The 23,961-nt window shown below is 56.1% G+C and carries 25 protein-coding genes and 1 tRNA gene; 17 read left to right on the top strand and 9 right to left on the bottom strand.

Annotation, left to right across the window (positions count from 1 at the left end; all coding sequences use genetic code 11):
• Nucleotides 1-62 precede the first annotated feature (62 nt).
• The 5 genes from cpdR to RBB44_RS13505 all read left to right on the top strand — a co-directional run bounded on the left by cpdR (nt 63) and on the right by RBB44_RS13505 (nt 2,781).
• Complete coding sequence (gene cpdR, locus RBB44_RS13525; RefSeq protein WP_008196017.1) at nt 63-422, top strand: cell cycle two-component system response regulator CpdR; 360 nt, start codon at nt 63-65, stop codon at nt 420-422.
• A gap of 134 nt (nt 423-556) precedes the next feature.
• A tRNA-Val gene (locus RBB44_RS13520) sits at nt 557-631 on the top strand.
• A 152-nt stretch (nt 632-783) separates the two neighbouring features.
• Nucleotides 784-909: a type B 50S ribosomal protein L36 gene (gene ykgO, locus RBB44_RS13515; protein WP_008196524.1), complete on the top strand. Its 126-nt coding sequence runs from the start codon at nt 784-786 to the stop codon at nt 907-909.
• A 166-nt stretch (nt 910-1,075) separates the two neighbouring features.
• On the top strand, nt 1,076-1,726 hold the full coding sequence (locus RBB44_RS13510) for a tetratricopeptide repeat protein (protein WP_306147825.1): 651 nt from the start codon (nt 1,076-1,078) through the stop codon (nt 1,724-1,726).
• 71 nt (nt 1,727-1,797) lie between these two features.
• The gene (locus RBB44_RS13505) at nt 1,798-2,781 is read left to right on the top strand and encodes an alpha/beta fold hydrolase (RefSeq protein ID WP_306147824.1); all 984 of its coding nucleotides are present in this window, start codon (nt 1,798-1,800) and stop codon (nt 2,779-2,781) included.
• A gap of 50 nt (nt 2,782-2,831) precedes the next feature.
• Here RBB44_RS13505 and pyk read toward each other — a convergent pair whose 3' ends face one another.
• Both pyk and RBB44_RS13495 read right to left on the bottom strand, forming a co-directional pair.
• Nucleotides 2,832-4,268, bottom strand: a complete 1,437-nt coding sequence (gene pyk / locus RBB44_RS13500; RefSeq protein ID WP_133951353.1) for a pyruvate kinase — start codon at nt 4,266-4,268, stop codon at nt 2,832-2,834.
• Nucleotides 4,265-4,708, bottom strand: coding sequence for a DUF1036 domain-containing protein (locus RBB44_RS13495; RefSeq protein ID WP_306147823.1), 444 nt, complete (start codon nt 4,706-4,708; stop codon nt 4,265-4,267). Before RBB44_RS13495 ends, pyk begins: the two co-directional genes overlap by 4 nt.
• Before the next feature lie 464 nt (nt 4,709-5,172).
• Between RBB44_RS13495 and RBB44_RS13490 the strand changes: the two genes are divergently transcribed.
• The 3 genes from RBB44_RS13490 to RBB44_RS13480 all read left to right on the top strand — a co-directional run bounded on the left by RBB44_RS13490 (nt 5,173) and on the right by RBB44_RS13480 (nt 6,724).
• Nucleotides 5,173-5,982 (top strand): N-formylglutamate amidohydrolase, encoded by an 810-nt coding sequence (locus RBB44_RS13490; RefSeq protein WP_286183426.1) that lies wholly within the window; start codon nt 5,173-5,175, stop codon nt 5,980-5,982.
• A 39-nt stretch (nt 5,983-6,021) separates the two neighbouring features.
• On the top strand, nt 6,022-6,318 hold the full coding sequence (locus tag RBB44_RS13485) for a DUF1244 domain-containing protein (protein ID WP_133951359.1): 297 nt from the start codon (nt 6,022-6,024) through the stop codon (nt 6,316-6,318).
• A gap of 139 nt (nt 6,319-6,457) precedes the next feature.
• On the top strand, nt 6,458-6,724 hold the full coding sequence (locus tag RBB44_RS13480) for a DUF2312 domain-containing protein (protein WP_133951361.1): 267 nt from the start codon (nt 6,458-6,460) through the stop codon (nt 6,722-6,724).
• Nucleotides 6,725-6,799: 75 nt separating this feature from the next.
• On the opposite strand, the gene RBB44_RS13475 is transcribed toward RBB44_RS13480, so the two are convergent.
• Both RBB44_RS13475 and RBB44_RS13470 read right to left on the bottom strand, forming a co-directional pair.
• A complete protein-coding gene (locus RBB44_RS13475) occupies nt 6,800-8,557 on the bottom strand; it encodes a DUF882 domain-containing protein (RefSeq protein ID WP_371932254.1) in 1,758 nt (585 codons plus the stop codon).
• Nucleotides 8,558-8,843: 286 nt separating this feature from the next.
• On the bottom strand, nt 8,844-10,406 hold the full coding sequence (locus RBB44_RS13470; protein WP_306147821.1) for a sigma-54 dependent transcriptional regulator: 1,563 nt from the start codon (nt 10,404-10,406) through the stop codon (nt 8,844-8,846).
• Between the two features lie 189 nt (nt 10,407-10,595).
• Between RBB44_RS13470 and RBB44_RS13465 the strand changes: the two genes are divergently transcribed.
• The 8 genes from RBB44_RS13465 (at nt 10,596) to RBB44_RS13430 (ending at nt 19,135) form a co-directional block, all read left to right on the top strand.
• Complete coding sequence (locus tag RBB44_RS13465; protein WP_306147820.1) at nt 10,596-12,422, top strand: M3 family oligoendopeptidase; 1,827 nt, start codon at nt 10,596-10,598, stop codon at nt 12,420-12,422.
• A 16-nt stretch (nt 12,423-12,438) separates the two neighbouring features.
• Nucleotides 12,439-13,353, top strand: a complete 915-nt coding sequence (locus RBB44_RS13460) for a DUF3445 domain-containing protein (protein WP_306147882.1) — start codon at nt 12,439-12,441, stop codon at nt 13,351-13,353.
• A 99-nt stretch (nt 13,354-13,452) separates the two neighbouring features.
• Complete coding sequence (locus RBB44_RS13455) at nt 13,453-14,832, top strand: AarF/ABC1/UbiB kinase family protein (RefSeq protein WP_306147819.1); 1,380 nt, start codon at nt 13,453-13,455, stop codon at nt 14,830-14,832.
• Nucleotides 14,833-15,009: 177 nt separating this feature from the next.
• Nucleotides 15,010-15,291 (top strand): aa3-type cytochrome c oxidase subunit IV, encoded by a 282-nt coding sequence (locus RBB44_RS13450; protein WP_008190938.1) that lies wholly within the window; start codon nt 15,010-15,012, stop codon nt 15,289-15,291.
• Between the two features lie 61 nt (nt 15,292-15,352).
• A complete protein-coding gene (locus RBB44_RS13445) occupies nt 15,353-16,492 on the top strand; it encodes a Re/Si-specific NAD(P)(+) transhydrogenase subunit alpha (protein ID WP_209174833.1) in 1,140 nt (379 codons plus the stop codon).
• A gap of 11 nt (nt 16,493-16,503) precedes the next feature.
• Entirely contained in the window at nt 16,504-16,974 is a 471-nt protein-coding gene (locus tag RBB44_RS13440) for a proton-translocating transhydrogenase family protein (protein ID WP_008188999.1), read from the top strand.
• 12 nt (nt 16,975-16,986) lie between these two features.
• Nucleotides 16,987-18,381: an NAD(P)(+) transhydrogenase (Re/Si-specific) subunit beta gene (locus RBB44_RS13435; RefSeq protein ID WP_133951373.1), complete on the top strand. Its 1,395-nt coding sequence runs from the start codon at nt 16,987-16,989 to the stop codon at nt 18,379-18,381.
• A gap of 82 nt (nt 18,382-18,463) precedes the next feature.
• Nucleotides 18,464-19,135 (top strand): pseudouridine synthase, encoded by a 672-nt coding sequence (locus RBB44_RS13430; RefSeq protein ID WP_306147818.1) that lies wholly within the window; start codon nt 18,464-18,466, stop codon nt 19,133-19,135.
• A gap of 13 nt (nt 19,136-19,148) precedes the next feature.
• Here RBB44_RS13430 and RBB44_RS13425 read toward each other — a convergent pair whose 3' ends face one another.
• From RBB44_RS13425 to rpsU, 4 genes are all read right to left on the bottom strand, one after another.
• Nucleotides 19,149-19,541, bottom strand: a complete 393-nt coding sequence (locus RBB44_RS13425) for an NAD(P)H-dependent oxidoreductase (RefSeq protein WP_306147817.1) — start codon at nt 19,539-19,541, stop codon at nt 19,149-19,151.
• 39 nt (nt 19,542-19,580) lie between these two features.
• The gene (locus tag RBB44_RS13420; RefSeq protein ID WP_306147816.1) at nt 19,581-19,742 is read right to left on the bottom strand and encodes an NAD(P)H-dependent oxidoreductase; all 162 of its coding nucleotides are present in this window, start codon (nt 19,740-19,742) and stop codon (nt 19,581-19,583) included.
• A 102-nt stretch (nt 19,743-19,844) separates the two neighbouring features.
• The gene (locus RBB44_RS13415; RefSeq protein ID WP_306147815.1) at nt 19,845-20,708 is read right to left on the bottom strand and encodes a tetratricopeptide repeat protein; all 864 of its coding nucleotides are present in this window, start codon (nt 20,706-20,708) and stop codon (nt 19,845-19,847) included.
• 161 nt (nt 20,709-20,869) lie between these two features.
• A complete protein-coding gene (rpsU, locus tag RBB44_RS13410; RefSeq protein ID WP_008188883.1) occupies nt 20,870-21,097 on the bottom strand; it encodes a 30S ribosomal protein S21 in 228 nt (75 codons plus the stop codon).
• Nucleotides 21,098-21,450: 353 nt separating this feature from the next.
• Between rpsU and RBB44_RS13405 the strand changes: the two genes are divergently transcribed.
• Complete coding sequence (locus RBB44_RS13405; RefSeq protein ID WP_306147814.1) at nt 21,451-22,851, top strand: MATE family efflux transporter; 1,401 nt, start codon at nt 21,451-21,453, stop codon at nt 22,849-22,851.
• Here RBB44_RS13405 and RBB44_RS13400 read toward each other — a convergent pair whose 3' ends face one another.
• Nucleotides 22,852-23,946: a 5-(carboxyamino)imidazole ribonucleotide synthase gene (locus RBB44_RS13400; RefSeq protein ID WP_306147813.1), complete on the bottom strand. Its 1,095-nt coding sequence runs from the start codon at nt 23,944-23,946 to the stop codon at nt 22,852-22,854.
• Nucleotides 23,947-23,961 lie beyond the last annotated feature (15 nt).

Below are 23,961 nucleotides of genomic sequence, written 5' to 3'. Positions count from 1 at the left end.
TCGAGCTATAACCGGCGAAAGACTTGAATGCTCCGTAATGCGAAGGAAATTGGTTGCAAACTATGCCGCGTATCCTGCTTGCCGAAGACGATAACGACATGCGCCGGTTCCTGGCGAAGGCTCTGGAAAATGCCGGGTATGACGTTGTGTCATTTGATAACGGCAAAAGCGCGTATGAGAGACTGCGCGAAGAACCGTTTTCCCTGCTTCTGACCGATATTGTGATGCCGGAGATGGACGGCATTGAGCTCGCGCGGCGTGCAACGCAGCTCGACCCTGATCTGAAGGTGATGTTCATAACCGGATTTGCAGCCGTTGCGCTCAATCCTGAATCGGATGCGCCGAAGGATGCAAAGGTTCTTTCAAAGCCCTTCCACCTCAAGGACTTGGTGCAGGAAGTGGAGCGAATGCTCGCTGCCTGATCGGCATTTTCAACAGGCTGAAGAGCGAAAAAGGAATTTTTGACAGTTCGGTGAAAAGGGGGTTGCACAGACTTTGGATCCCCGCTATATCGCACCCCACCACGGCGTTGGGGCGCCGGTGGCCGAAGAAATTCGGGCGTGTAGCTCAGCGGGAGAGCACTTCGTTGACATCGAAGGGGTCACAGGTTCAATCCCTGTCACGCCCACCATTATTGCGCAGATCAAATCAGTGACGCGCTCTAGCTAGGAAGACTGGCGCAGATATCTGCAGCGACTTCCGGCAAAAATGACTGAGAAGAATGGGCGCCTTGGGCGCTCATTTGGTTTGAAGCTAAACAGACGACCCCACGGGGACAATGACATGAAGATCAAGAATTCGCTCAAAGCGTTGATGACCCGTCACCGGGAAAACCGCATGGTCCGCCGTAAGGGCCGCGTTTACATCATCAACAAGAAAAACCCGCGCTTCAAGGCACGTCAGGGCTAAGTGTTCTGACGCTGCTTTTGACAGCGTCACGCAACAGGCATTGTCAGGTGCGCGCCTTAGAAAGGCGCTGTATCACAATGTACCCAATTCGCGTTTGTGTGAACGTGTGAGCTTTCGGGATTGACCGCCGCATTCAACGACCCATAATCGTTGTATGCGGATTTTTGTGTTTGCCACCTTTCTTTTTCTGTCTCCGGTTGTGGGGCTTGCCCAACCGGTGCCTGATCTTGGCCCTGAGACAGATACGCCCTCTATTGATGATTTTGATGCCTTGCCGGATGCGGAGCCGGACGAAGGCGGGCAGGTGGTCGTGGAAGAAACCGACCCTGGCGAAACTCTTACCAAGCTCGATAGTCTTTATGAAGATCTCGCAGGTGCCGAAGATCCGGCTGCGCGCCAACGCGTTGCACGCGACATCCGGCGCATTTGGATGGACTCGGGCTCTGATACTGTCGATCTGTTAATGGCGCGCGCTGGGCGCGCCATCCAGGCCGAGGATCATGGGCTTGCGCTTGATCTTCTCGACGTCGTTGTCGTCCTTGAGCCGTCCTTTGCTGAAGGGTGGAACCGCAGGGCGACCGTGCATTACATGAAGGAAGACTTCGGCAAGTCACTTGTCGATATTGAGCGAACCCTGGCCTTGGAACCCCGGCATTGGGGTGCATTATCAGGCCTTGCGATCATCCAGCGCCGATTGGGATTTGAAGAGCAAGCGCTGTCCACGTTCCGGCGGGCATTGGAAATCCATCCAGGTCTCGAAAACGCAAGTGATGCAGTCGAATCTCTGGAAAAGGAAGCAGAGGGCGAACCCGTTTGATGGAAACGCGCAAATCCTGCGCCACTTAACCCGTATGACGCGTTCCAACGATACGGTTTCAGGCCCTCAACATGCTCTCAGTTCTGCTCGCAATCCTTGTTGTACTCGCATCGCTTGCCGGTTACTCGGCCTTGCGGTTTCATCAGATCAGACGCTCGATCCAACCTGATGGGGAAATGTGCGCCGTAGACGGTGTGCAACTCCACTATCATTTTTTCCCAGCGGAAAACGCGTGTCCCGATACGCCGACCTTGGTCTTCCTGCATGGTGCGAGCGGAAATGCCTATGATTCTCAACTCGCGTTTCTAAAGCCGCTGAAAGGTCGTTATCCGCTGCTTTTTTTGGACCGGCCGGGTTTGGGTTTTTCCGGTACGATCCCGGATGGAAAGAACTCGCCCGCGCGTCAGGCGGAGCTGATTGACGGACTGCTTCGTGAATTGGGCATTGATCGTTGTATTGCCATCGGTCACTCACTCGGCGCGTCTGTCACCGCTGCACTTGGTCTGAGGGCGCCGGACCGGATATGCGGTTTGGCGTTTTTAGCGCCTGCAACACATCCTTGGCCTGGCGGTGTCGCGTGGTACAATCATGTGGCAGCAGCGCCGGTAATCGGGTGGTTGTTCTGCCGGATCTTGACGCTTCCCGTTGCCGAGTATTTGGCACCACAGTCCATCCGGCACGTTTTTCATCCGGAGCCGCAGCCAGAGAACTACAATCAGGCAACACGATTGCCATTGCTCTTTTTGCCGGACGCTTTCCGCTCAAATGCCACGGATATCGCTCGCTTGAAGCCTCACGTGATAGCGCAGTCCAAGGACTATGGTGGTCTGGAGCAGCCCACTGTCATCTTAACCGGCACGGAAGACACGGTCGTGTGGCCATCTATTCACAGCGAAGGTTTGCTGCGCGATCTTCCAAATGCCGAGCTTGTGGTTTTAGAGGGGGCGGGGCACATGCCGCATCACACCCGAACGGATGCGATTGTCGAGGCTTTGGACCAGCTTGTTCTCCGGGTCGGGAGGGCAAGCGTATTGGATTGCCGGAGCAGCGTATAAAAAAGGGCGGCCAGTTGCCGCCCTCCTGGAAATTTCAACCGATTAGATCGTCAAATGCCGCCCTGGCCGTCTGTGCCAACAAACGCAATCCGCAACATATTGGTGGATCCTGGTGTGCCGAACGGAACGCCGGCAGTGATGATGATCCGCTGACCCGGTTTTGCCCATCCTTCAGAATGAGAAATCCGGCAGGCGCGATCGATCATATCCTCTTCGTTGGCAGCGTCTTCGCTGACCACACAGTGGAGACCCCAACCGAGCGACAGCCGACGGGCTGTTGCCATGACGGGTGACAATACGATGATCGGGCTGGACGGGCGTTCCCGCGAAGCGCGCAAACCCGTGGCGCCGGATGTCGTGTAGCAAACCACTGCAGCCAGATTAAGCGTTTCCGCAATTTGGCGTGCCGCCGCAGAGATCGCATCAGAACCGGTCGCTTCCGGTTCGGTACGCTGGGCGTAGATGATGGTCCGGTAGTTCGGATCCTGTTCCACCTGTTGAGCGATCCGGTCCATTGTGGACACGGCCTCGATCGGAAAGTCGCCAGCAGCCGATTCCGCGGAGAGCATGACTGCGTCAGCGCCTTCAAAGACAGCAGTCGCGACGTCAGAAACCTCTGCACGGGTTGGTACCGGTGCGGTGATCATGGACTCAAGCATTTGGGTTGCGATAACTACAGGCTTTCCTGCGCGCCGGCAGGCGCGTGTGATCCGCTTTTGCAGACCTGGAACCTGTTCCAGCGGCATTTCAACGCCAAGATCGCCACGAGCCACCATGATCGCGTCTGACAGCTCGATGATTTCATCAAGGCGACCGATCGCTTGCGGCTTTTCAATTTTTGCAAGTACACCGGCGCGGCCGCGGGTGATCTTGCGCACTTCTGCAAGATCGTCCGGGCGTTGAACGAAGGACAGGGCAACCCAGTCCACATTCTGCTCCAACGCGGCAATTAGGTCCTTGTGGTCCTTTTCCGTCATCGCGCTGGTCGCGATTTCAGAGTCTGGGACGCTGACGCCTTTCCGGTCAGAGAGCTTGCCGCCGACGATAACTTCGGTCTGAGCTTTCGTCGGAGACGATTCAGTCACGCGCAGCTGGATCTTGCCATCGTCAAGAAGTAGCCGGTGGCCGGGTTCCAGAGCCTTCAGGATTTCGGGGTGAGGAAGGTGGACACGATTGACATCGCCTGCCGATGTGTCTGCGTCCAATGTAAAGACTGCGCCGTTTTCAAGCATCACCGGGCCATCGCCGAATGTGCCTACGCGTAGTTTTGGTCCCTGTAAGTCGGCAAGAATCCCAATCGGTCTTCCTGTTACTTCCTCCACAGCACGGATGCGGCTGACCAGCATCTTGAGACGATCATGATCGGTATGGCTCATGTTGATGCGAAACACATCAGCACCAGCTACATACAATTTTTCGATGATGTCTTGTTCTGAGGAGGAGGGTCCGAGAGTTGCGAGAATTTTAACTCGTCGGTTTCGCCTCATCGCCCACCTGTCCCTTGTTGCACGGGTTCTGTGAGCTGGACTGTCCAGCTGCTTTGTTCTCCCGTGTCGATTTCAAAAAAGCCTGTCCGCTCGAATCCCCGAGCAACACAATCTTCAATTCCGCGAATAGTGAATTCTTTTTCCCGGGTGCACATGAATGCGCGACCGCCCCATTCGCCGAACTGATCGTAATCCACCGCATAGATGTAATAGTAGCGTGACACCAAAGCGCCCGGGACCAGTGTTTCACAGCTGTTGGACGCAAGGTTCCACCAACCTTCAGTGATCCAGTCGGACTTGTCCTTGTATCCAATAGCCACACCAACCTGGCTGTCCGTCTTGTTGCATAGACGGAGATCAGCGTGTGCGTTGTCGCTGAAAATGGTGTTCAGGAAGACGGCCAGACATAAGGCGCAGAAGGTCTGGATGGATGCACGCATCCACGTTTGCGACCAGCCCCGGTGCCGTTCCCCTACCTCTAACATACGCAGTCGTTCACTTTGCTGCTTTACAGACATTGGCTTTTTGCGTGGACAGAAGTGTCTTGTCAACGTCGTTAACAAGATATGTGCGGGAGGAAAACCCCTTGACATCCATCGCTTCCATCTCTTGGGCCCACCCAGATGAAACCAAGCTACCCTATGAAGTTATAATTGGGGCGGGAACATGACCGTATCTCCGTGGGTAGCCGTTAGCCGTCAAAAAAGGGTAACCAAACACTTTCATCCACATCAAAAACCTGGGTTGTTGATTGCTGGCAGCTGCGATCATCTAACGGGCTGATTTTTCACGATTCGGGCCCATATAAGCGGCTGTCGTTGGAATTGGGCTTGGTTCCGCTGAGCCTTTGTCGTAAATCTGGCGCCCTGCCTCCACAGCCGCATTAGAAATCAAGAAGACCACGATGACCGATCCTGTCCCAATGCCGGACACGTCTTTTCAGCCGTATGAATATGTTCATGGTGACGAGACCGCAGGCATCCTGCTCTTGTGTGACCATGCGCGGAATACGGTCCCGGATGAGTATGGTGATCTTGGGGTCCCTGCCGCTCAGTTTGAGCGGCACATTGGCTACGATATCGGAGCTCGGGCGGTCACGTTGGAGCTGGCCCGGCGTCTCAATGCTCCGGCTTGCTTGTCGACATTCTCAAGACTGTTGATTGATCCCAATCGGGGCGAAGATGATCCGACCCTAATCATGCGCTTGTCGGACGGTGCCGTTGTCCCTGGGAATGCGGGAGTTGATGCCACCGAGAGGCGGCGGCGGATTGATCTTTTTCACAAGCCGTATCATGACCTGATCGATGCAACGCTGGATCGGATGATGGCGGTTGCGTCGGCGCCTGTGATCATTTCGATCCATAGTTTCACTCCAGTCTGGCGGGGCGTCCCGAGACCTTGGCATGTTACGGTGCTCTGGGACAGTGATCCGCGCGCTGTCGATCCCATGCTGGCAGGTTTGAGGGCACAAGCCGATCTGGTTGTCGGAGACAACGAGCCTTACGACGGTGCCCTTGAAAACGACACGATGTATCGGCACGCAACCAAGCGGGGCCTGTCTCAGGCTCTTCTGGAGATCCGGCAAGACCTGATCGGAGATACCCGTGGGGCGTTGGAGTGGGCCGATCGGTTGGAGCCGATACTGAAAGAACTCGCACAATCATCGGAATGCCGTCAGGTTCGGCACTATGTGTCGCGATGTGACAACAAATGACCGCTCGGTTTCAGGAGCAGACTTGAGGGAGATGAGTTGATGGATGATCAAACGAAAATTGAGCTGGAGGCTGCCGTTTTCCGTCGGTTGGTCGAGCACCTGCGTGGCCGGACCGATGTTCAGAACATTGACATGATGAACCTTGCAGGCTTTTGCCGCAATTGCCTGTCCAATTGGTATGCGGATGCGGCTGCCGAAAAGGACATGAACCTGGACAAGGACGCAGCTCGCGAGATCGTTTACGGCATGCCCTACGGTGACTGGAAGGCAAAGTATCAAACCGAGGCCACAGCTGAGCAGAAAGCCGCTTTTGACAAAAACAAGCCTGAGCATTGAGGGCTTTGGTCTGGTCCGCTTGACGTGCGTCTTGAAGTCTGGCACGGCACCGGCCGGAATTAACGTGGACTGGTGTTGTGGCACCGTCCGTGACGTGATCGCAGAAGAAGAACACAACTAGCCAAGGAGAAACACTCGAATGTCCGATCCGGGTGGAGTGGCCGCAGACCAGCTGCGCGCCTTCATTGAACGTATTGAACGTCTGGAAGAAGAAAAGAAGGTCATCTCGGATGACATCAAGGACGTTTACGCCGAAGCCAAGGGCAATGGCTACGACGTCAAAATCCTGCGCAAGGTTGTCTCTCTTCGCAAGAAGCAGCCGCATGAGCGCGAGGAAGAGGAAGCTGTGCTCGACCTCTACCTGCATGCGCTCGGCATGGCAGGGCCTGGGCCTTCCGAGGGCTGAGCTGACTACCGAAACTGAAAACGCCGGGCAGTTGTCCCGGCGTTTTTTTTGATGTCACTGCGTTCTGAAATTTCGCTATCTGGCAAACCGGACAGGCAGCACCACGATCGCAGGTCCGTCAAATCGGTCGGTGCGCAGATTGCCATAAGGATCTTGCTGAAAGCTTGCAGCTACGAACCTGTTACCCGGCTTCATCACATTGTTCAGTTGCCGTTGATTGGGATGGCTCAGCCACGCAAAAGTCTGGTGGCGGGCTGTGCCTGCGCCAGTAAGCAGAAGTGGTTCGGACCGGTCCGGAAGACTCGCGAATCCGGCAAGCGGATCAACAATCTGGTCTTTCTGAATGCGCCCGGATACCGATGGCCGCGCGGCGGTCGCTGCCGGTGCAGCCGTTGGACGTGGCGCTGCAGCTTGTTGGTTCGTGGCGGTGCCAGGCCGCAGTGACCGTGTCAACTCGGGCGGTGTCGGTGCCGCCGATGCATAGGCAAGTGTGGTATCTGAGCGGGGCGCAGGGGCTGGTGACGGGATTGCAGTTCCCGTTGCAGCAGCAATTGCCGCCACCGGATCGTCAACCGTTGTTCCCTCAGAGCCACCAATTCTCTCTGCTGCGGCTTGTGCAGCTGCTTGGAGGCTCGCTGCCGGCTTTTGTGCCGGCGCCCTTGCAATCTGGAACCGTGCGTCGAGCGGTTCGCTTGCAGCTGAAGGCTGGCCGGCATTCAAAGCTGCCCGCTGACCATCGAGTGTGTTGGGCGCGGGTGTAGGAACAGATGCCGCGCTTGCAATTTGAACCGGCTGTTCGTCGATTGGCTTCAACTCTGGAGCTGCACTTGCCACTGCAATGACGGGAGCCTCCTCAGGCGTGTCGACGATCTTGCGCGTAGGCACAGGAGGATTGGCTATGACCGGAGAGACTGTCTCAGCCTGTGATGCCGCCTGACGACCGCCAACCGCGCCGGGCCGGGTTGCATCGGAGTTTCCGGTGCGCTCGCCGCCACCAAACAGGCTCGCAAACAAATTACCACCGCCCTCAGGCGCTTCACGCGTAACATTTGCCGGAGGCGTTGGTGCTGGTGTGCTGCGGACACTCTGGTTCCGGGTCGTAAGCGTCCGTGCGCCTTGGTCCCGATCATTGATGTTCCGAGCAGCAGATGTGTCGTTTGATGCGACAATGGTCGGCCGTGTTGAACTCCGCCGGCCTGATTTGGACTCTGCAAGAGCGATCTTGTAGCCCTTCATCGGCTTGCCGTCGGAGGGGATATGCAAAGTCTTGCCGTTTGGGAATACCCGGGCAAGCTGCGACCGGCTCATCTTCGGCCAATGGCGAACGCTGCCTGTATCCAGATGGACAAATGGCGATCCCGAGCGCGGATAATACCCGACGCCGCCAACTTGCTTGCGCAAGCCGGTTTCACGCAGCTTTCTGATGTTCACGCCAGGAATATAGAAATCCATGGCTTTGCCGAGCGTGTGCTGGCTGTTTCTGGCAACGCCCTTGGAGCGCTTGCGCAACATGTTGTTCGTTGCAGGCGACCGGTAGCTGGATACAACGTGAATGTAATCTCTGGCTCGTACCTTTTGGTAGACTTCCCAAACAAGGTCGAGCAGTTCTGGATCAATTTTTGTGATTTCGTTGCGCCGCCAGTCGCGCAGAAACCGATTGGCTTCGCGCAGACCGGACGGAATATACCGGCCGTTCTTCTTGAAAGTGATCGAAACACGCTCTTTGGTATGCGTGTTATATAGTTTCAAGGTTCTGGTTTCTGCTTGAACCGTGCCTGCAAATGTTATGGCAAACGCCACGATCGCTGCCGCTGAAATCGCGGCGCGTTTCATCCAGGCGACGGCGTCGAAACCAACAGACCGTTTACGCAATTTCTATCCCGCCGTTTTGTGGTGGCTTGCACCCATCCCGTGCTCCCCAGCAGAACCCGAGTTTTACATGCCGCAGGTTAAGAAGTTTTTACCCTAATCTCAGTTCTGCAGAAATCGTGGTAAAATTGCAACTTGTTGGGCGGTTATCCGCAACGGATTGCCCACAATAACCCAAGGGCATCCCGTACCGCCCGAATGTGTCCAAAAATCGGCCAAAGCCGAGTGGGCGCCTTAAAGTGTCCGGAAATTAGGCAGCTGCATCCGTGCCACCATCGTCCAACCCGTATTCTTTGAGCTTGCGATAGAGAGTGGAGCGGCCAATGCCCAGCCGCTTGGCAACTTCTGTCATACGCCCGGAATAGTGTTTGATGGCGGCCCTGATCAGCTCTTCCTCAATATCAGTCAGTTTTCTGACATGTCCTTCCGGGTCGAGGTTCCGCATGAAGCCAAAGGGTGCTGAGCCCTCAAATCCGGCCGGCGTTGAGGTGGTCGTTGCTGTCGGCGCAACTTGTTGGGCAGGTGGCGGCGGCGTACTAGCAGCCGGGTCTAGCGGAGTCGCTGCAAATGGGGCTGAAGCGCTTGGGTGGACAACGCCGGACTGGCTGCCAGGGTGCTCGATTGTGGCTGCAACTTGCGGAAAATCGTCGATGGTCAGTTGAGCTCCATCACACAAGACAACGGCCCGGAAGACGGTGTTCTGCAATTGCCGAATGTTGCCGGGCCAAGCGTACTCCTGAAGCATGGCCAATGCGTCTTGAGCAACGCCTGACACCTGGGGCTTGCCTTCTTCAGCCGCAAAGCGTGCCAAGAAATGCCGCACAAGGGCTGGGATGTCTTCCCGGCGGTCTCGCAATGGCGGGATCCAAATGGGGAAAACGTTCAGGCGATAATAAAGGTCTTCACGGAACGCGCCGTCTTTGACTTGGTCAATGAGCCTGCGATTCGTTGCGGAGATGAGCCTGAAATCCACTTTGACCGGCCGGCGGGACCCGATCGGATCAATCTCGTTTTCCTGTATCGCGCGGAGCAGCTTGACCTGCACATCTTGTGGCAATTCACCCACTTCATCTAGAAAAAGGGTGCCGCCATGTGCTTCCTGAAATTTGCCGACATGCTTGTCGACCGCGCCAGTGAAAGCACCTTTCTCGTGGCCGAAAAGGATTGATTCCACCAAATTGTCGGGGATGGCACCGCAGTTGACCGTGATCAACGGTTTTGACTTGCGGTCACTGGATCCTTGGATCGCGCTTGCGATCATTTCCTTGCCAACACCGCTCTCCCCTTCGATTAGAATGGGAATGTTGGAGGCTGAAGCCCGTTTGCCCAGATTAATCACCCTCTCCATTGCCGGCGAATGGGTGATGATATCGGCAAAGGTCAGGGTCCCGGAAGCCTTCTTCTGGATCCGGGTGATTTCACCTTCCAGGGCGGACGTTTTCAGAAGGTTTCGGATCGAGACATTCAACCGCTCAGGCGCGACCGGCTTTACTGCAAAGTCCTGTGCTCCAGCATTCATCACCGAAACAACCGTGTCGATGCCGCCATGAGCTGTTTGAACGATCACGGGGGTGGAAATCTTGTCTGAGCGCAGGCGCTCCAGTACGCCGAGGCCGTCAAGTTCGGGCATCACCATATCGAGGATGATCAGATCGATTTCGCTGGCTTCTGGGCCGGTCATGATCCGCACAGCTTCCGCGCCGTTTTCGGCAGTTTTGGATCTGTAACCAAATTTGTGCACGGCTTCCTGCAGGAGCCGCCGCTGAATTGGATCGTCGTCAACAATGAGAATTTTGCCGCTGAGTGCTTGCATCAGGTGCCTTCGAACTCGTCAAGGTGTCTCGTTTCGGGCCATTCTGGTCGTAAAGCGGTAAACAAATTCTCCAGCCCAATTGAAAAAAGATGCTGTTTTTCGTTTGCAGCTACAGGTGGCTAGGGCCTACAAATTCTCTAAATATCCCATCGGAGCAACCAATCGTTCCGCCGTTTTTCGGAGTATGAAATGCCCTTTTTGAGCCCGAATTTTGCGCCTTCCGCCTCAGGAACAGCAGAGCTTGGCGAACTCCCCGTCTGGGATCTGACGGACCTCTACCCGTCCGTCGACGCACCCAAAGTCACCTCTGATCTAAAAGAAGCGCTCGATCGCGCAAAGACTTTCGAGGCGTCCTACAAGGGGCGGCTTGCCGATTTGGCGGTAAACAATGTTGCGGCTTTGGTGACAGCCATTCGCGCATATGAAGATCTGGAAGACCTCATGGGCCGCCTGATCTCTTTTGCCGGATTGGTCTATGCAGGCAACACAACTGACGCGGCTGCGCAAAAGTTCTACGGCGATGTTCAAGAGCAAATCACGACGGCAAGCTCACATTTGCTTTTTTTCAGCCTGGAACTGAACCGGATCGAGGATGCTGTGGTCGATGCCGCACTGGAGGATGCACATCTCTCCCACTACCGGCCCTGGATCGAGGACCTTCGCAAGGACAAGCCGTACCAGCTGGAAGACAGGGTCGAGCAGCTTTTTCACGAAAAATCGGTCACCGGCAGCAGTGCCTGGAACCGCCTGTTCGATGAAACCATGGCGCGGTTGACCTTCAATGTTGCAGGCGAAAAGCTGCCGGTCGAGCAGACCCTGAATTTGTTGACCGACCCTTCACCTGAAAGGCGGGAAGAAGCCTCAAAGGCGCTCACCGAGACGTTTTCCAAGAATCTCAGCACCTTTGCACTGATCACAAACACCTTGGCCAAGGACAAGGAGATTTCCGACCGGTGGCGGAACTTCTCCGATATTGCCGATAGCCGGCACCTGGCCAATCGTGTCGAGCGTGAAGTCGTTGACGCAATGGTATCCGCAGTCCGGGAGGCCTATCCGCGGCTTTCGCACCGGTACTACAAACTCAAGGCAAAGTGGCTTGACGTTGATCAACTCAACACCTGGGACCGAAACGCTCCGCTTCCCGATGCCGATACGCGGGTTATTCCTTGGTCTGAAGCCAAGGACACCGTGCTTTCTGCCTACAACAAGTTTTCACCAGATATGGCGGAGATCGCGAGCCGGTTCTTCGACAAAGGGTGGATTGACGCCCCGGCGCGGTCCGGCAAGGCGCCAGGCGCCTTTGCCCATCCAACAGTACCAAGCGCGCATCCCTATGTTCTGGTCAATTACCAGGGCAAAGTTCGGGATGTCATGACCCTTGCTCATGAACTCGGTCATGGCGTTCACCAGGTGCTCGCAGGTCCGAATGGTCCGCTCATGGCGCCCACTCCGCTGACACTTGCAGAAACAGCGAGTGTCTTTGGTGAAATGTTGACCTTCAAGTCTCTCCTTGCGAGAGCGGAAAACCCGAAAACCAAAAAAGTCATGCTCGCCTCCAAGGCCGAAGACATGATCAACACGGTCGTCCGGCAAATCGCATTTTACACTTTTGAGCGGAAGGTTCACACGGAACGGCGTAATGGTGAGCTGACCGCGGACAAGATCGGAGAACTCTGGTTGTCGGTGCAGGGGGAGAGCCTCGGTCCTGCGATTAAGCTCAATGACGGCTATGAGACTTTCTGGACTTACATCCCTCATTTCATCCATTCACCCTTCTACGTTTATGCCTACGCCTTCGGGGATTGCCTCGTGAACTCGCTTTATGCGGTTTACGAGGAAGCTGAGACTGGGTTCCAGGAGAAGTATTTCGCCCTCCTGAAAGCTGGAGGCACCAAGCATCATTCCGAACTGTTGAAGCCATTTGGTCTCGATGCAACCGATCCTGATTTCTGGAAGAAAGGTCTGTCCGTCATCGAACGTTTGATCGATGAGCTGGAAACTCTGGATCAGGCCTGAGCAACGGTCTGCTTTGATGTCCAAGGAAGATTTCCGGTTTCAGCATACTCCCTATGACGGCTCCAGCCATCCATTCACGGTCGGTCTAAAGCCGATCGACGAAGGGGAATGGCTCGAGCCGGATGCTTTCCTTGTTCCGCATCTGGCTGAGAAGGACCGTTTGGTATCCGAGCGCCATGATGCTGTTTTCCGCGCTGAGGACGGCACGGAAGAGGCGCAGCGGGAAGTGCTTGCGCTTATCGTTGAAAACCTGAAGCAGTATCACGGCAAGACCCACAAGTTTGAGGCTGGTCGTGTGGTGATTGCGGATCGGGGGCCGGTCGTCGACCTTTCCAACGAGCCAGCCCTTCTGACAGCCGCGCGCCTTGTCCAAGAAGACTTGGTTCTGATGCGTCAGGGGCCAGACGGCTACAGGTTGGCGGCGGCCAGCCTGAGTTTTCCATCTTCCTGGTCATTGGCCGAGAAGTTCTCGAAATCCATGAGTGCAATTCACGAGACGGTCCCGGGTTTTAACGGCGCGCGCATGGGCCTAATGGTCGCTCGCCTCTTCGAGAACCTGAAGGTGGGCCAATTTGTGTGTCGCTTCAACTGGTCGATTTACCCGGATGATGAGCTCTACAATCCAAAGCCCCATCGCATCGATATGCGGGATGGCGAGCCGGCCCTGTCGCGCCTCTTCCTGAGAGTTGAACGGCAAACTCTGCGCCGTTTGCCGGGAAGTGGGGACATTATCTTCACGATCAAAATCCATCATGATCCGTTGCGCGCATTGGAGGGACATCCAGAGCGGGGGCAGTTGGCCGGGCAACTCAGAACGCAGTTGATGGCGCTGGATCCGGACCAGCTGCAATACAAAGGTTTGGCCAATGCGCGGGATGAACTGGCGCGCGCGCTGTCCGAACTCTCCACTTCTGAAGCTGGAGTGATGTGACAGATCGTCGTTTCTGAGCCTCTGGACTGGAAGTTGGCGGGCAATTTTATATGTACCGGTCAATAGAAACGTTTCGTTCGGTAAGGAGCATCTGGGCACATGCCTCAGGACAAGGATCGGGAAAGCAACCGCTTCAGCGCACGTATGGGCCGATATGCACGTGTGGGCACGAACGTTGGCGGCATTGCTGCCAAAGTTGCCGGCGCGAAACTGCTGGGCATGGATCTCGACAATGGGAAGAACGCTTCCGAGCTGGCTGCTGCCTTGGGAGGGCTCAAAGGTCCGCTGATGAAGGTGGCGCAACTTCTATCGACTATACCCGATGCACTGCCACCGGAATACACCACCGAACTTGCCAAGCTCCAGGCCAGTGCGCCCCCTATGGGATGGGCGTTTGTCAAACGGCGCATGCGGGCTGAGCTTGGTGCTGGCTGGGAAAAACGTTTTGAAAGTTTTGAGCGCGAACCGGCTGCGGCCGCATCGCTTGGGCAAGTGCATCGCGCTGCTGGACACGACGGCCGTGTTCTGGCCTGTAAACTTCAGTATCCAGATATGGCATCCGCAGTGGAGGCTGATCTCAAGCAACTGCAAATGCTGTTTTCACTACACCGGCGTATGAAGCCGGCAATTGATACCAGCGAGATAGCGAAAGAAATCAGTGCTCGCGTTCGCGAGGAGCTCGACTATGGCCGCGAGGCCGGGCACATCGGGCTATATAAGCAGATCCTCGAGGATGCGCCGCATATCCGTGTTCCCGACGTCGTACCGGATCTGTCGACTAAGCGGCTCTTGACGATGAACTGGCTGCACGGGCGGCCATTACTTGATTTCAAAGAGCATGATCAAGCGGATCGCAATGGGTTGGCAAAGACCATGTTTCACGCATGGTGGCATCCTTTCAGCCATTACGGTGTGATCCATGGTGATCCACACTTGGGCAATTACACGGTGTTTGAGGAAGATGGCGTGCCCTCCGGGATCAACCTTCTGGACTATGGTTGCATCCGGATCTTCCCTGAAGCTTTTGTCGAAGGCGTTGTTGAACTCTACAAAGGGCTTTTGGAAGAGGATAATGACCGTGTGGTTGCCGCATACGAACGCTGGGGATTTCAAAACCTGAAGAAGGAAGTCATTGAGGTCCTGAACATCTGGGCCCGCTTTATTTACGGTCCGCTTCTCACGGATCGTGTCCGATCGATCGCAGATGGCGTTTCGGCGGCTGAATACGGCCGGAAGGAAGCGTTCAGGGTGCACTCTGCGCTGAAAGAACTCGGCCCTGTCACAGTGCCGCAGGAGTTCGTTTTCATGGACAGGGCCGCAATCGGCCTGGGTGGTGTCTTTTTGCACCTGCGGGCAGAGTTGAATTTCTTTCAACTGTTCAATGAGCAAATTGACGGATTTGAAGCGAGTACAGTTCGCAATCGGCAGGAAACTGCGCTAGAGGCTGCGGGCCTTCTTGAGGCTGGATGGGCTGCTTAGGCGTGGTGCCTATCACTTTTAGCCTGCAGGTTTAACTCGAAAGTCGGATATATATCCCGTTTACGTAAACGGAATTGCTGCTATGCTTCCTTCGAATTTGCAATGCAAAAGATTGCCGAGTGGCAAGGGTTTATTGTAAGGAAGACCACTGAATGAGGAATTTATTTGGGGGACTTTATGTCTGACGAAACTGCACCGGCAATGGACTACGAAACGCACGAGAGCACTTACGAGGGGTTCATCAACTTCTCCAAGATCGGCACCGTAGCGGTTTTGAACATTGTTCTTTGCCTGATCCTGTTTGCCTTCGGTGGCACCTCTGCTGTTGTCTTCGGTTGGTTGATGCTCATCGCGACGCTTGTGGCCTCTGGCATCGGCATGGCGCTGGGCGAAAAGGGATGGGTCCCGCCAACAGTCGTATTTGCTCTGACCGGCGTTCTGTGCATCCTGCTGGTCTAAGCCTTACCTGACATACGCTCTGGCCCCGGATCCCGGGGCCGCAAATCCTGGGGAGGGGTATATGAAAATTGCTGTACCGCGCGAAACCGACGCGGTTGAAACACGTGTGTCCGCCACGCCTGACACGATCAAAAAGCTGATCGGCTTCGGCGCAACTGTGGTTGTTGAGAAGGACGCCGGCAAGCTTTCGCGTATTCCCGACCAGGACTACAAAGACGCTGGCGCGGAAATCGCGGCTGACTATGCATCAACGGTTGGCGACGCTGACGTGGTGTTGAAAGTCCGCCGCCCTTCCGCAGATGAGCTCGGAGCCATGAAGAAAGGCGCGCTCGTTCTGGCGTCGATGGATCCTTACGGCAACGAGAAGGACGTTGAGGCCATGGCGAAAGCCGGTATCACCGCCTTCGCAATGGAATTCATGCCGCGCATTACTCGTGCGCAGGTCATGGACGTGCTTTCTTCCCAAGCCAACCTGGCAGGTTATCAGGCTGTCGTTGAAGGAGCGGCCGAATATGATCGCGCCATGCCGATGATGATGACGGCAGCAGGAACTGTTCCCGCGGCGCGTGTCTTCGTTATGGGTGCTGGCGTTGCTGGTCTTCAGGCGATTGCGACCGCGCGGCGCCTGGGTGCGGTCGTCACCGCAACAGACGTGCGGCCAGCTGCCAAGGAACAAGTTGAATCCCTCGGCGCAAAGTTTGTTGCCGTTGAAGACGAAGAGTTCAAGCAGGCGGAAACTGCTGGCGGATATGCGAAGCAGATGTCCGAAGAGTACCAGAAGAAGCAGGCTGAACTCGTTGCGTCTCATATCGCCAAGCAGGACATCGTGATCACCACAGCGTTGATCCCCGGTCGTCCGGCGCCGCAGCTGGTCAGCAAGGCGATGCTAGAGAGCATGCGTCCTGGCGCTGTCGTCGTTGATCTTGCTGTTGAGCGCGGCGGTAACGTGGAAGGCGCCAAACCTGGCAAGGTAGCAACGGTCGCGGGCGTGAAGGTGGTCGGTCACCTGAACATGGCAGGCCGCATCGGTGCGTCCGCGTCGGCCCTTTACGCCAAGAACCTGATCGCATTCCTTGAGACCATGATCGACAAGGAAGCCAAGGCCTTGAAACCTGATTTCGAGGACGAGCTGCTGCAGGCGACTGTATTGACCCGCGATGGCAAGGTGGTTCATCCCGCCTTCGCTCCTGCGGAAAGCTAAGGGGGAGAGTGATGAGCGACTTGTCTCAAACCGAAGCCTTGGAACGCGCAGAAGCGGCCGCGGAAGCAGCCAGGGAAGCCGCGTCCAATGCGCAGGAAGCTGCCACGGCAGCTCAGAGTTATGTGGACCAGATCGCAGGCGGAGCTGCCGATGTTGCCGTTCAAGCAGCATCAACGAGTGCAATCGAACCGTTTGTGTTTCTGTTCTCAGTCTTCGTTCTGGCGATCTTTGTCGGATATTACGTGGTTTGGTCGGTGACACCGGCTCTGCACACGCCGCTTATGGCGGTAACCAACGCGATTTCATCGGTTATCGTCGTCGGTGCGTTGCTGGCAGTTGGTGTTGACCTGACCCAAAGCGATGGCGCCTACATGGCGCGGGTCTTTGGGTTCCTGGCCCTTGTCCTTGCTAGCGTGAACATATTTGGCGGGTTCCTTGTGACCAGCCGAATGCTCGCTATGTACAAGAAAAAGCAGCGATAGGAGGCCGAACCCATGTCAGCTAATCTTACGGCGGTTCTCTACCTCATATCCGCAGTCTTGTTCATCATGGCCCTTCGCGGCCTGTCCAGCCCTGAGACCTCCCGTCAGGGCAACACTTACGGCATGGTCGGGATGGCCATCGCGGTTCTGACAACGTTGTTCGCAACGGGCCTGACCGCTGGATCGTTCTTCCTGATCGTGATCGGTGTCGGTGTCGGTGGCGGCCTCGGTGCCTACATCGCGCAGCGTATCCCGATGACGGCCATGCCGCAGCTTGTGGCAGCCTTTCACTCGCTGGTTGGTCTTGCGGCGGTGTTCGTTGCGGCCAGTGCGCTCTATGCGCCCGGCGCATTCGGGATCGGCGCGCCGGGTCAGATCTACACCTCGGCCATGGTTGAAGCGTCCATTGGCGCTGCAATCGGTGCGATCACCTTCACCGGCTCGGTGATCGCCTTCTTGAAGCTCGACGGCCGCATGTCCGGCAAGCCGATCATGCTGCCGATGCGCCATGCCATCAACATCGCGCTGGCAGTTGGAATGGTGGTTCTGACGATCATTCTGGTCGGCTCGGAAAGCATGACGGTCTTCTGGGCCTTGGTGATCGTAGCGTTCATCTTCGGTGTCCTGATCATTATCCCGATCGGCGGTGCGGACATGCCAGTGGTGGTGTCCATGCTGAACTCCTATTCCGGATGGGCCGCGGCCGGCATTGGTTTCACAGTGTCGAACATGGCGCTGATCATCACCGGTGCGTTGGTCGGATCTTCAGGTGCGATCCTGTCCTACATCATGTGTAAGGGCATGAACCGGTCGTTCATCTCGGTTATCCTTGGCGGATTCGGCGGCGAAACAGCTGCCGCCGGCGGTGATGGCGGCGAAGAGCGTCCTGTCAAACAGGGTGCTGCGGACGATGCAGCCTTCATCATGAAGAACGCGTCCAAGGTGATCATTGTTCCAGGTTACGGTATGGCTGTGGCTCAGGCGCAGCACTCGCTGCGCGAGCTCGCCGACCAGCTCAAGGAGGAGGGCGTTGAAGTCAAATACGCTATCCACCCGGTTGCAGGCCGTATGCCGGGTCATATGAATGTGCTCCTTGCCGAAGCGAACGTTCCGTATGATGAAGTGTTCGAGTTGGAAGACATCAACTCCGAATTTGCGCAGGCAGATGTTGTCTACGTGATCGGGGCGAACGATGTGACCAACCCGGCTGCTCGCGATGATCCGCAATCGCCGATTTACGGCATGCCGATCCTGGATGTTGACAAGGCGGGCACCGTCCTCTTCGTCAAGCGCGGCATGGCCTCCGGTTATGCGGGCATTCAGAACGAGCTCTTCTTCAACGACCGTACGATGATGCTGTTCGGCGATGCCAAGAAAATGACCGAGGAAATCGTCAAAGCACTTTGATCGGTTCCACCTGGTTTGGGGTCTGAAAGGCGCGGCACCTGCCGCGCCTTTTGTTTTTGTCAAAACCCGCTATAAGCCGGGCATGAACCAATCCGCCCCAGCTTTTTTTGTCTACGAGCCGCCGAGAGAGCCGTTCCTGCACGTTCTCCATGTGGATGCGGATCTTTTGGTGGTAGATAAGCCAAGCGGGCTGCTGAGTGTCCCAGGTAAGGCCCTGGAGCATTCTGATTGCATCGAGGCCCGCGCGCAGCAAACCTATGCAGAGGCGCGGATCGTCCATCGGCTGGATATGGATACCTCCGGTGTCATGGTGCTGGCCATGAATGCTCAGGCTCACCGACACCTTGGTCTTCAGTTTGAGCGGCGGAAAACGGAAAAGACCTACGTGGCAGAGGTCTGGGGTCAGATTGAGAAGGATGCTGGAGAAATCGATCTGCCGCTTATCTGTGACTGGCCGAACCGCCCAAAGCAAATGGTGAGCTTTGAACACGGCAAGCCGGCCTTGACCAGATGGCAGGTGATTGCGCGGAACGAGCGGACCACGCGTGTTCGGCTTTTCCCGTTTACAGGCCGATCTCATCAGCTGCGTGTTCACATGCTGTCACTCGGCCATCCGATTGTTGGTGACCGGTTTTATGCGACTGGCGACGCGCTTTCAGTTTCGCCGCGTTTGCGCTTGCATGCAGAAAGTCTGACCTTGCATCACCCAACCGGCGGAGAGCGTGTCACGTTCGACTCTTTCTGCGAGTTTTGAACTCCAAAATACCCTAGGCAGCTTTTTGTCCGAGGGTCCTCATTTTTCGTTTCCAGCTCGAGATTTTGGTGTCGTCTGCAGCTTCAACCATTCCGAATAGCGTTGACCTGACGTGCGAAAATCCGATGAAGCGAAAGATGTTACGCTCAAGGCTTTTCAGACTATGGGCCCGGTACCACAGGCGGTAGAAGAGCGAGGGCATCCCCATCGTCACGACAATTCGTGCTGACTTTCCCTTCATTTTCCCTCTAGGCCAAGCGTCATCAGCACCGCGCTCAAAGGCGGTGTCGTAATGGAATATCTGCTCTAGAAAGGCTTTCGTGTAGGCGGGCAACGTGCCGAGCCACAGGGGATACACCAGCACAACATGGTCCGCAGCCAGTAGGAGGTCTCTGGCCGGATGCAAAGGGACTGGTGTTGGCTGGTTTTGAAAGTCGGATGGTGTTTAGAGGACCGGGAAATCCAGATCGGCGATCCGAATTAACGTTGCATCGTGTCCAGCTTCGATAGCGCCGCTTCGGTAGCTCTCCGCGAGGGCGTGGCACAGATGGTTGGGGGCTAGGTCCGGGTGCCCGTCCAAAATCACGATACGTTTTTCGATAGCCATTGACCGCTCCGAATTCTATTGGAGACGGTGGTACTCTATTGTTTCTGCGATTGGTCGCCTTGAGCCCAGTCAATCAGAAAGGAACTAATATGCGTCGGCCGGTTATGCGCCGCCCACCCGGCGCAACCCGTCTCGTGCTATCTGGTTCGAATTGTCGAGGGTCATCGCGCGGGTAAAATTGCGCCGCGCATCTTTTGGCTTATCAAGCATTTCCAATGCAAGCCCCCGGTTTGCCCAGGCAACGGACGAATCGCGGTCCAAATTGACCGCCATGGAAAGGTCAGAGAAGGCTGCATTCGGATCGTTGACAGCGAGATAGGAAATGCCGCGGGCAATGTAAGGCGCGCTGGCTTTCGGGTTAAGGCCGATCGCTGTTGCGAAATCTTCGATGGCGCGCGGGTTCTGGTTTTGCGCCTGATAGATTAGCCCGCGGTTATAGAACGCTCGTGCATCACTGCTGTCTCGTGAAATCACGGAGTTGAAGTCGTTCAAAGCCGCTGTAAAGTTGCCCTGCTGACGGTAGATGTTCCCGCGGCCGACATAAGCGACGTCATAGTCCGGCTTGATGTTGATCGCCCGCGTGTAGTCAGAAATCGCCAGATCGTTTCGGCCCATCCGGCGGTAGACCAAAGCCCGGTTGGCATACGTCTGGAAAGACTGCGGATTGAGCTGCAGGGCCCGATTGAAGTCTTCTATCGCGTTGTCGAGTTTTCCCGCCTGGCCGTAGGCAATCCCGCGTGTGCTATATGCGTTGGCGTCAGACGGGTTGGCTTCAATCACGGATGTCAGCGAGGCGATGTTCGTCGAAGACCCTGCAGACGAGTTGACCGGCACACCTTGATAAACCCCGCTGCCCTGGCAAGCCCCCAGGAGCGTGGCCATCCCGAAAAGGGCGGCGTGTGGCAGAAAATTCCTGATCCGGCGCATGGAACTCATCTTAGTCAAGCCAATGGACATGCCGTTCATCTGCCTCCAATTAGGCGGTAATATGGCTCTTAAGTCCGCTGCCATCCACGGCGGAGCGGGTATCCCCGACAAACGCCAAAAAGCCGACCGATCTTACGGCCGGCCTCTCGGCAGATATGGTTTGCAGAAAGCTTGCTGCCAGCAGCACGCTCAAGCCGGGATTAGCGGCGAGCGGATTTGCCCGGCAGAAGGCCTTCGCGCTGAGCCCGCTTGCGAGCCAGCTTGCGTGCGCGGCGGATAGCTTCAGCTTTCTCACGCGCTTTTTTCTCAGACGGCTTTTCGAAGTGACCGCGAAGCTTCATTTCACGGAAGATGCCTTCGCGCTGCATCTTTTTCTTGAGCGCCTTCAGCGCTTGATCGACATTGTTGTCGCGAACCAGAACCTGCACGCGTTTTTTCCCGTTTTTAATATGCTACGGTCAATTCCGCAGCGAATTAAGACCATGATTGAAGCGAGGTTTCGTCAAACGATCTTGAGACTGCTCTGAACAACATGCAGTCAACGCAAGAGTGCATCCACTAGTGTACAGAAACCGGATCGCCGCTGACGCGTCGCTCACTTTGAGCCGGGTGTTTACCAGAGGCCGGGGATTGAGTCCACAGTGATTTGAAAAAGAAATGGCTCAAATCCGTGATTTGGTCATTTCCAAGCGCTCCGGCAAGGGCGGAAAGGTGGTGGACACCGATGAGTTAGACGAGTAGAGGTGGTTTTTCAATTCCCGCCCATACTTTGGAATGACGAATGGCGCAGCGCGCTGCAGGGGCTCCTGATTCGACGACAAAACAATCCTTGTGGCAGAGCGATATTCTGCCAACCCTTTCGCTTGGGTTGCCCTTGGCCGGTGCGCAGTTGGCGCAAATGGCTATCAACACAACTGATGTATTGATGATCGGCCGTTTGGGCGCCGAAGAGCTGGCCGCGTCGGTGTTGGCGTTCAATTTTTACATGCTGCTCTGGTTTTTCGGCATGGGACTTCTTCAGGCGGTGATTCCCCTCGCAGCCCGTGCCCGGGGGCGGCGGCAACCGCGGGATCTTCGCCGCGCGGTCCGGATGGGGTTTTGGGTTTCGGTTCTGTACTGCCTGCCGATCTGGGTGCTTCTTTTTTTTACTGAGGAATTGCTCCTGCTTTTCGGTCAGGATCCGGAACTTGCCCGGCTCGCTGGCATTTACATGGGCGTCTTGCAATGGACCATGTTGCCGGCGCTTCTGATCATGGCTGTTCGCGGCTTCTTGACCGTGATGGAACGTACACAGGTCGTCCTGTGGGCAACGATTGCCGGCGCCTTGGTCAATGCGGCCCTTGATTATGTACTGATCTTTGGAGAGTTCGGGTTTCCGCGTTTGGAATTGATAGGTGCGGGTATTGCCTCCGTTTTCAGCGCAACGACAACGTTCCTGTTTCTACTCTTTTACGCGCTCTATCATCCGAGGCTGCGGCGGTATCACATCCTCGGCCGAATTTGGCGGTCGGACTGGCCCGTTTTCTTCCAGATCGTTCGGTTGGGAACGCCAATCGCGGTCACGATTGTGGCTGAAGGATCATTGTTCACTGCATCTGCAATCATGATCGGGTGGTTGGGCACGATTCCGCTTGCCGGTCATGGCATCGCGTTGCAGATTGCTTCCCTGACGTTCATGGTCCCCGTTGGCTTGTCTGTTGCTGCAATGACCCGGGTGAGCTTGGCTGATGGGCGCGGCGACAAAGAAGGTGTTGGCCGTGCCGGGTGGACGGCGCTCGGCGTGACGATGACCTTTATGGGTGCGTTCGCGGTTCTGTTTTGGACCGTGCCGGAGACACTTGTCGGGTTTTATCTGGATCTCAGCGACCCGCAGTCGCAAGAAGTGCTCGCCTACGGCGTGTCTTTCCTTCTCGTGGCGGCACTCTTCCAGTTGGCCGACGGCGGTCAGATCATAGGCGTCAACAACCTGCGTGGCCTAGGCGACACCACGATCCCGCTTTTTTATGCCCTTTTCGGCTACTGGATCGTCGGGATCAGCCTCTCGCTTGGCCTCGGATTTTTGGCCGGCTGGGGCGGTGTCGGGGTCTGGTGCGGTCTTGCTGGGGGCCTCTTGTCGGTCGCGATCCTGTCCAACGTCCGCTTTGCCCGTCGGGAAAGCCTCGGTCTGCTTCAGCGCAATTGATCAGCGGGTTTTGGGAGAGATCCGGTTCACATGACCCATCTTGCGGCCATCCCTGATTTCGGCCTTGCCATAAAGGTGCAGTTGAGCCGCCGGGTCTTTGAGAATGCCATGCCAGTCTTCGGCATCACGGCCGATGAGGTTTTCCATGACGGCATCAGAATGACGGTCTACAGGGCCAAGCGGCCAACCGGCGACTGCACGAATGTGTTGATCAAACTGGGACGTCAAACACGCGTCCTGGGTCCAATGACCTGAATTGTGAACGCGCGGCGCGATCTCGTTGACCAAAAGCTTTTCGGTATCGCCGTTGCGAACAAGGAACATCTCAACGCCCATCACGCCAACATAGTCGAGACTTGAAACGATCCGTTCGGCCATTTGCCGGGCTGCCGTCAGCGTTTGCTTAGAAACGCCAGCCGGAACCGTTGATGTCTTCAGAATGTGGTTTTCGTGATGGTTTCGGGCAATGTCATAACTTGCACTGTTGCCGTCCAAGTCTCGTGCGACGATCACCGAGACTTCACAGTCAAAGCCAATGAGGGCTTCTAGAACCGCAGGAGCGTTGCCGATCCGTTCGAATGCACCGCCAATGTCCTCAGGCGAACGGATCATGGTCTGGCCTTTACCGTCATATCCGAACCGCCGGGTTTTCAAGACGCCTTGGCCGCCAAAGTCTTGAACGGCTGTTTCGACATCCGCTTGCGAGGTGATTTTTTCAAAGTCAGCAATCGCCACACCTGAATTTTTCAGAAACTCTTTCTCAAACAGGCGATCCTGGGAAACTTCAAGAGCACGGACGCCGGGGCGAACCGGGACCTTGCCCGCAAGATGCTGCGCGGTGGGCCCAGGGACATTTTCAAACTCGTAGGTTACGACGGACACGGCATCAGCAAATGCTTCCAGCGCAGCTGTGTCCTCATAAGCTGCGATCGTGTGTTGGGCGCTGACATCAAACGCAGGGCTGTTCTGGTCAGGACAGAAAATGTGTGTTTTGAGGCCCATGCTGGCAGCCGACTGAGCCAGCATGCGGCCCAACTGGCCGCCGCCAAGAATTCCGATCGTGTCACCGGGTTGAAGGCGAATGGAAGCGCTCATGGCAGCCTATCCTGC

Source organism: Roseibium sp. MMSF_3247 (assembly GCF_030733765.1).
Classification (GTDB): domain Bacteria; phylum Pseudomonadota; class Alphaproteobacteria; order Rhizobiales; family Stappiaceae; genus Roseibium.
Note: the sequence above shows the minus strand (reverse complement) of the source record. Positions and strands in the feature narration are given on the sequence as shown.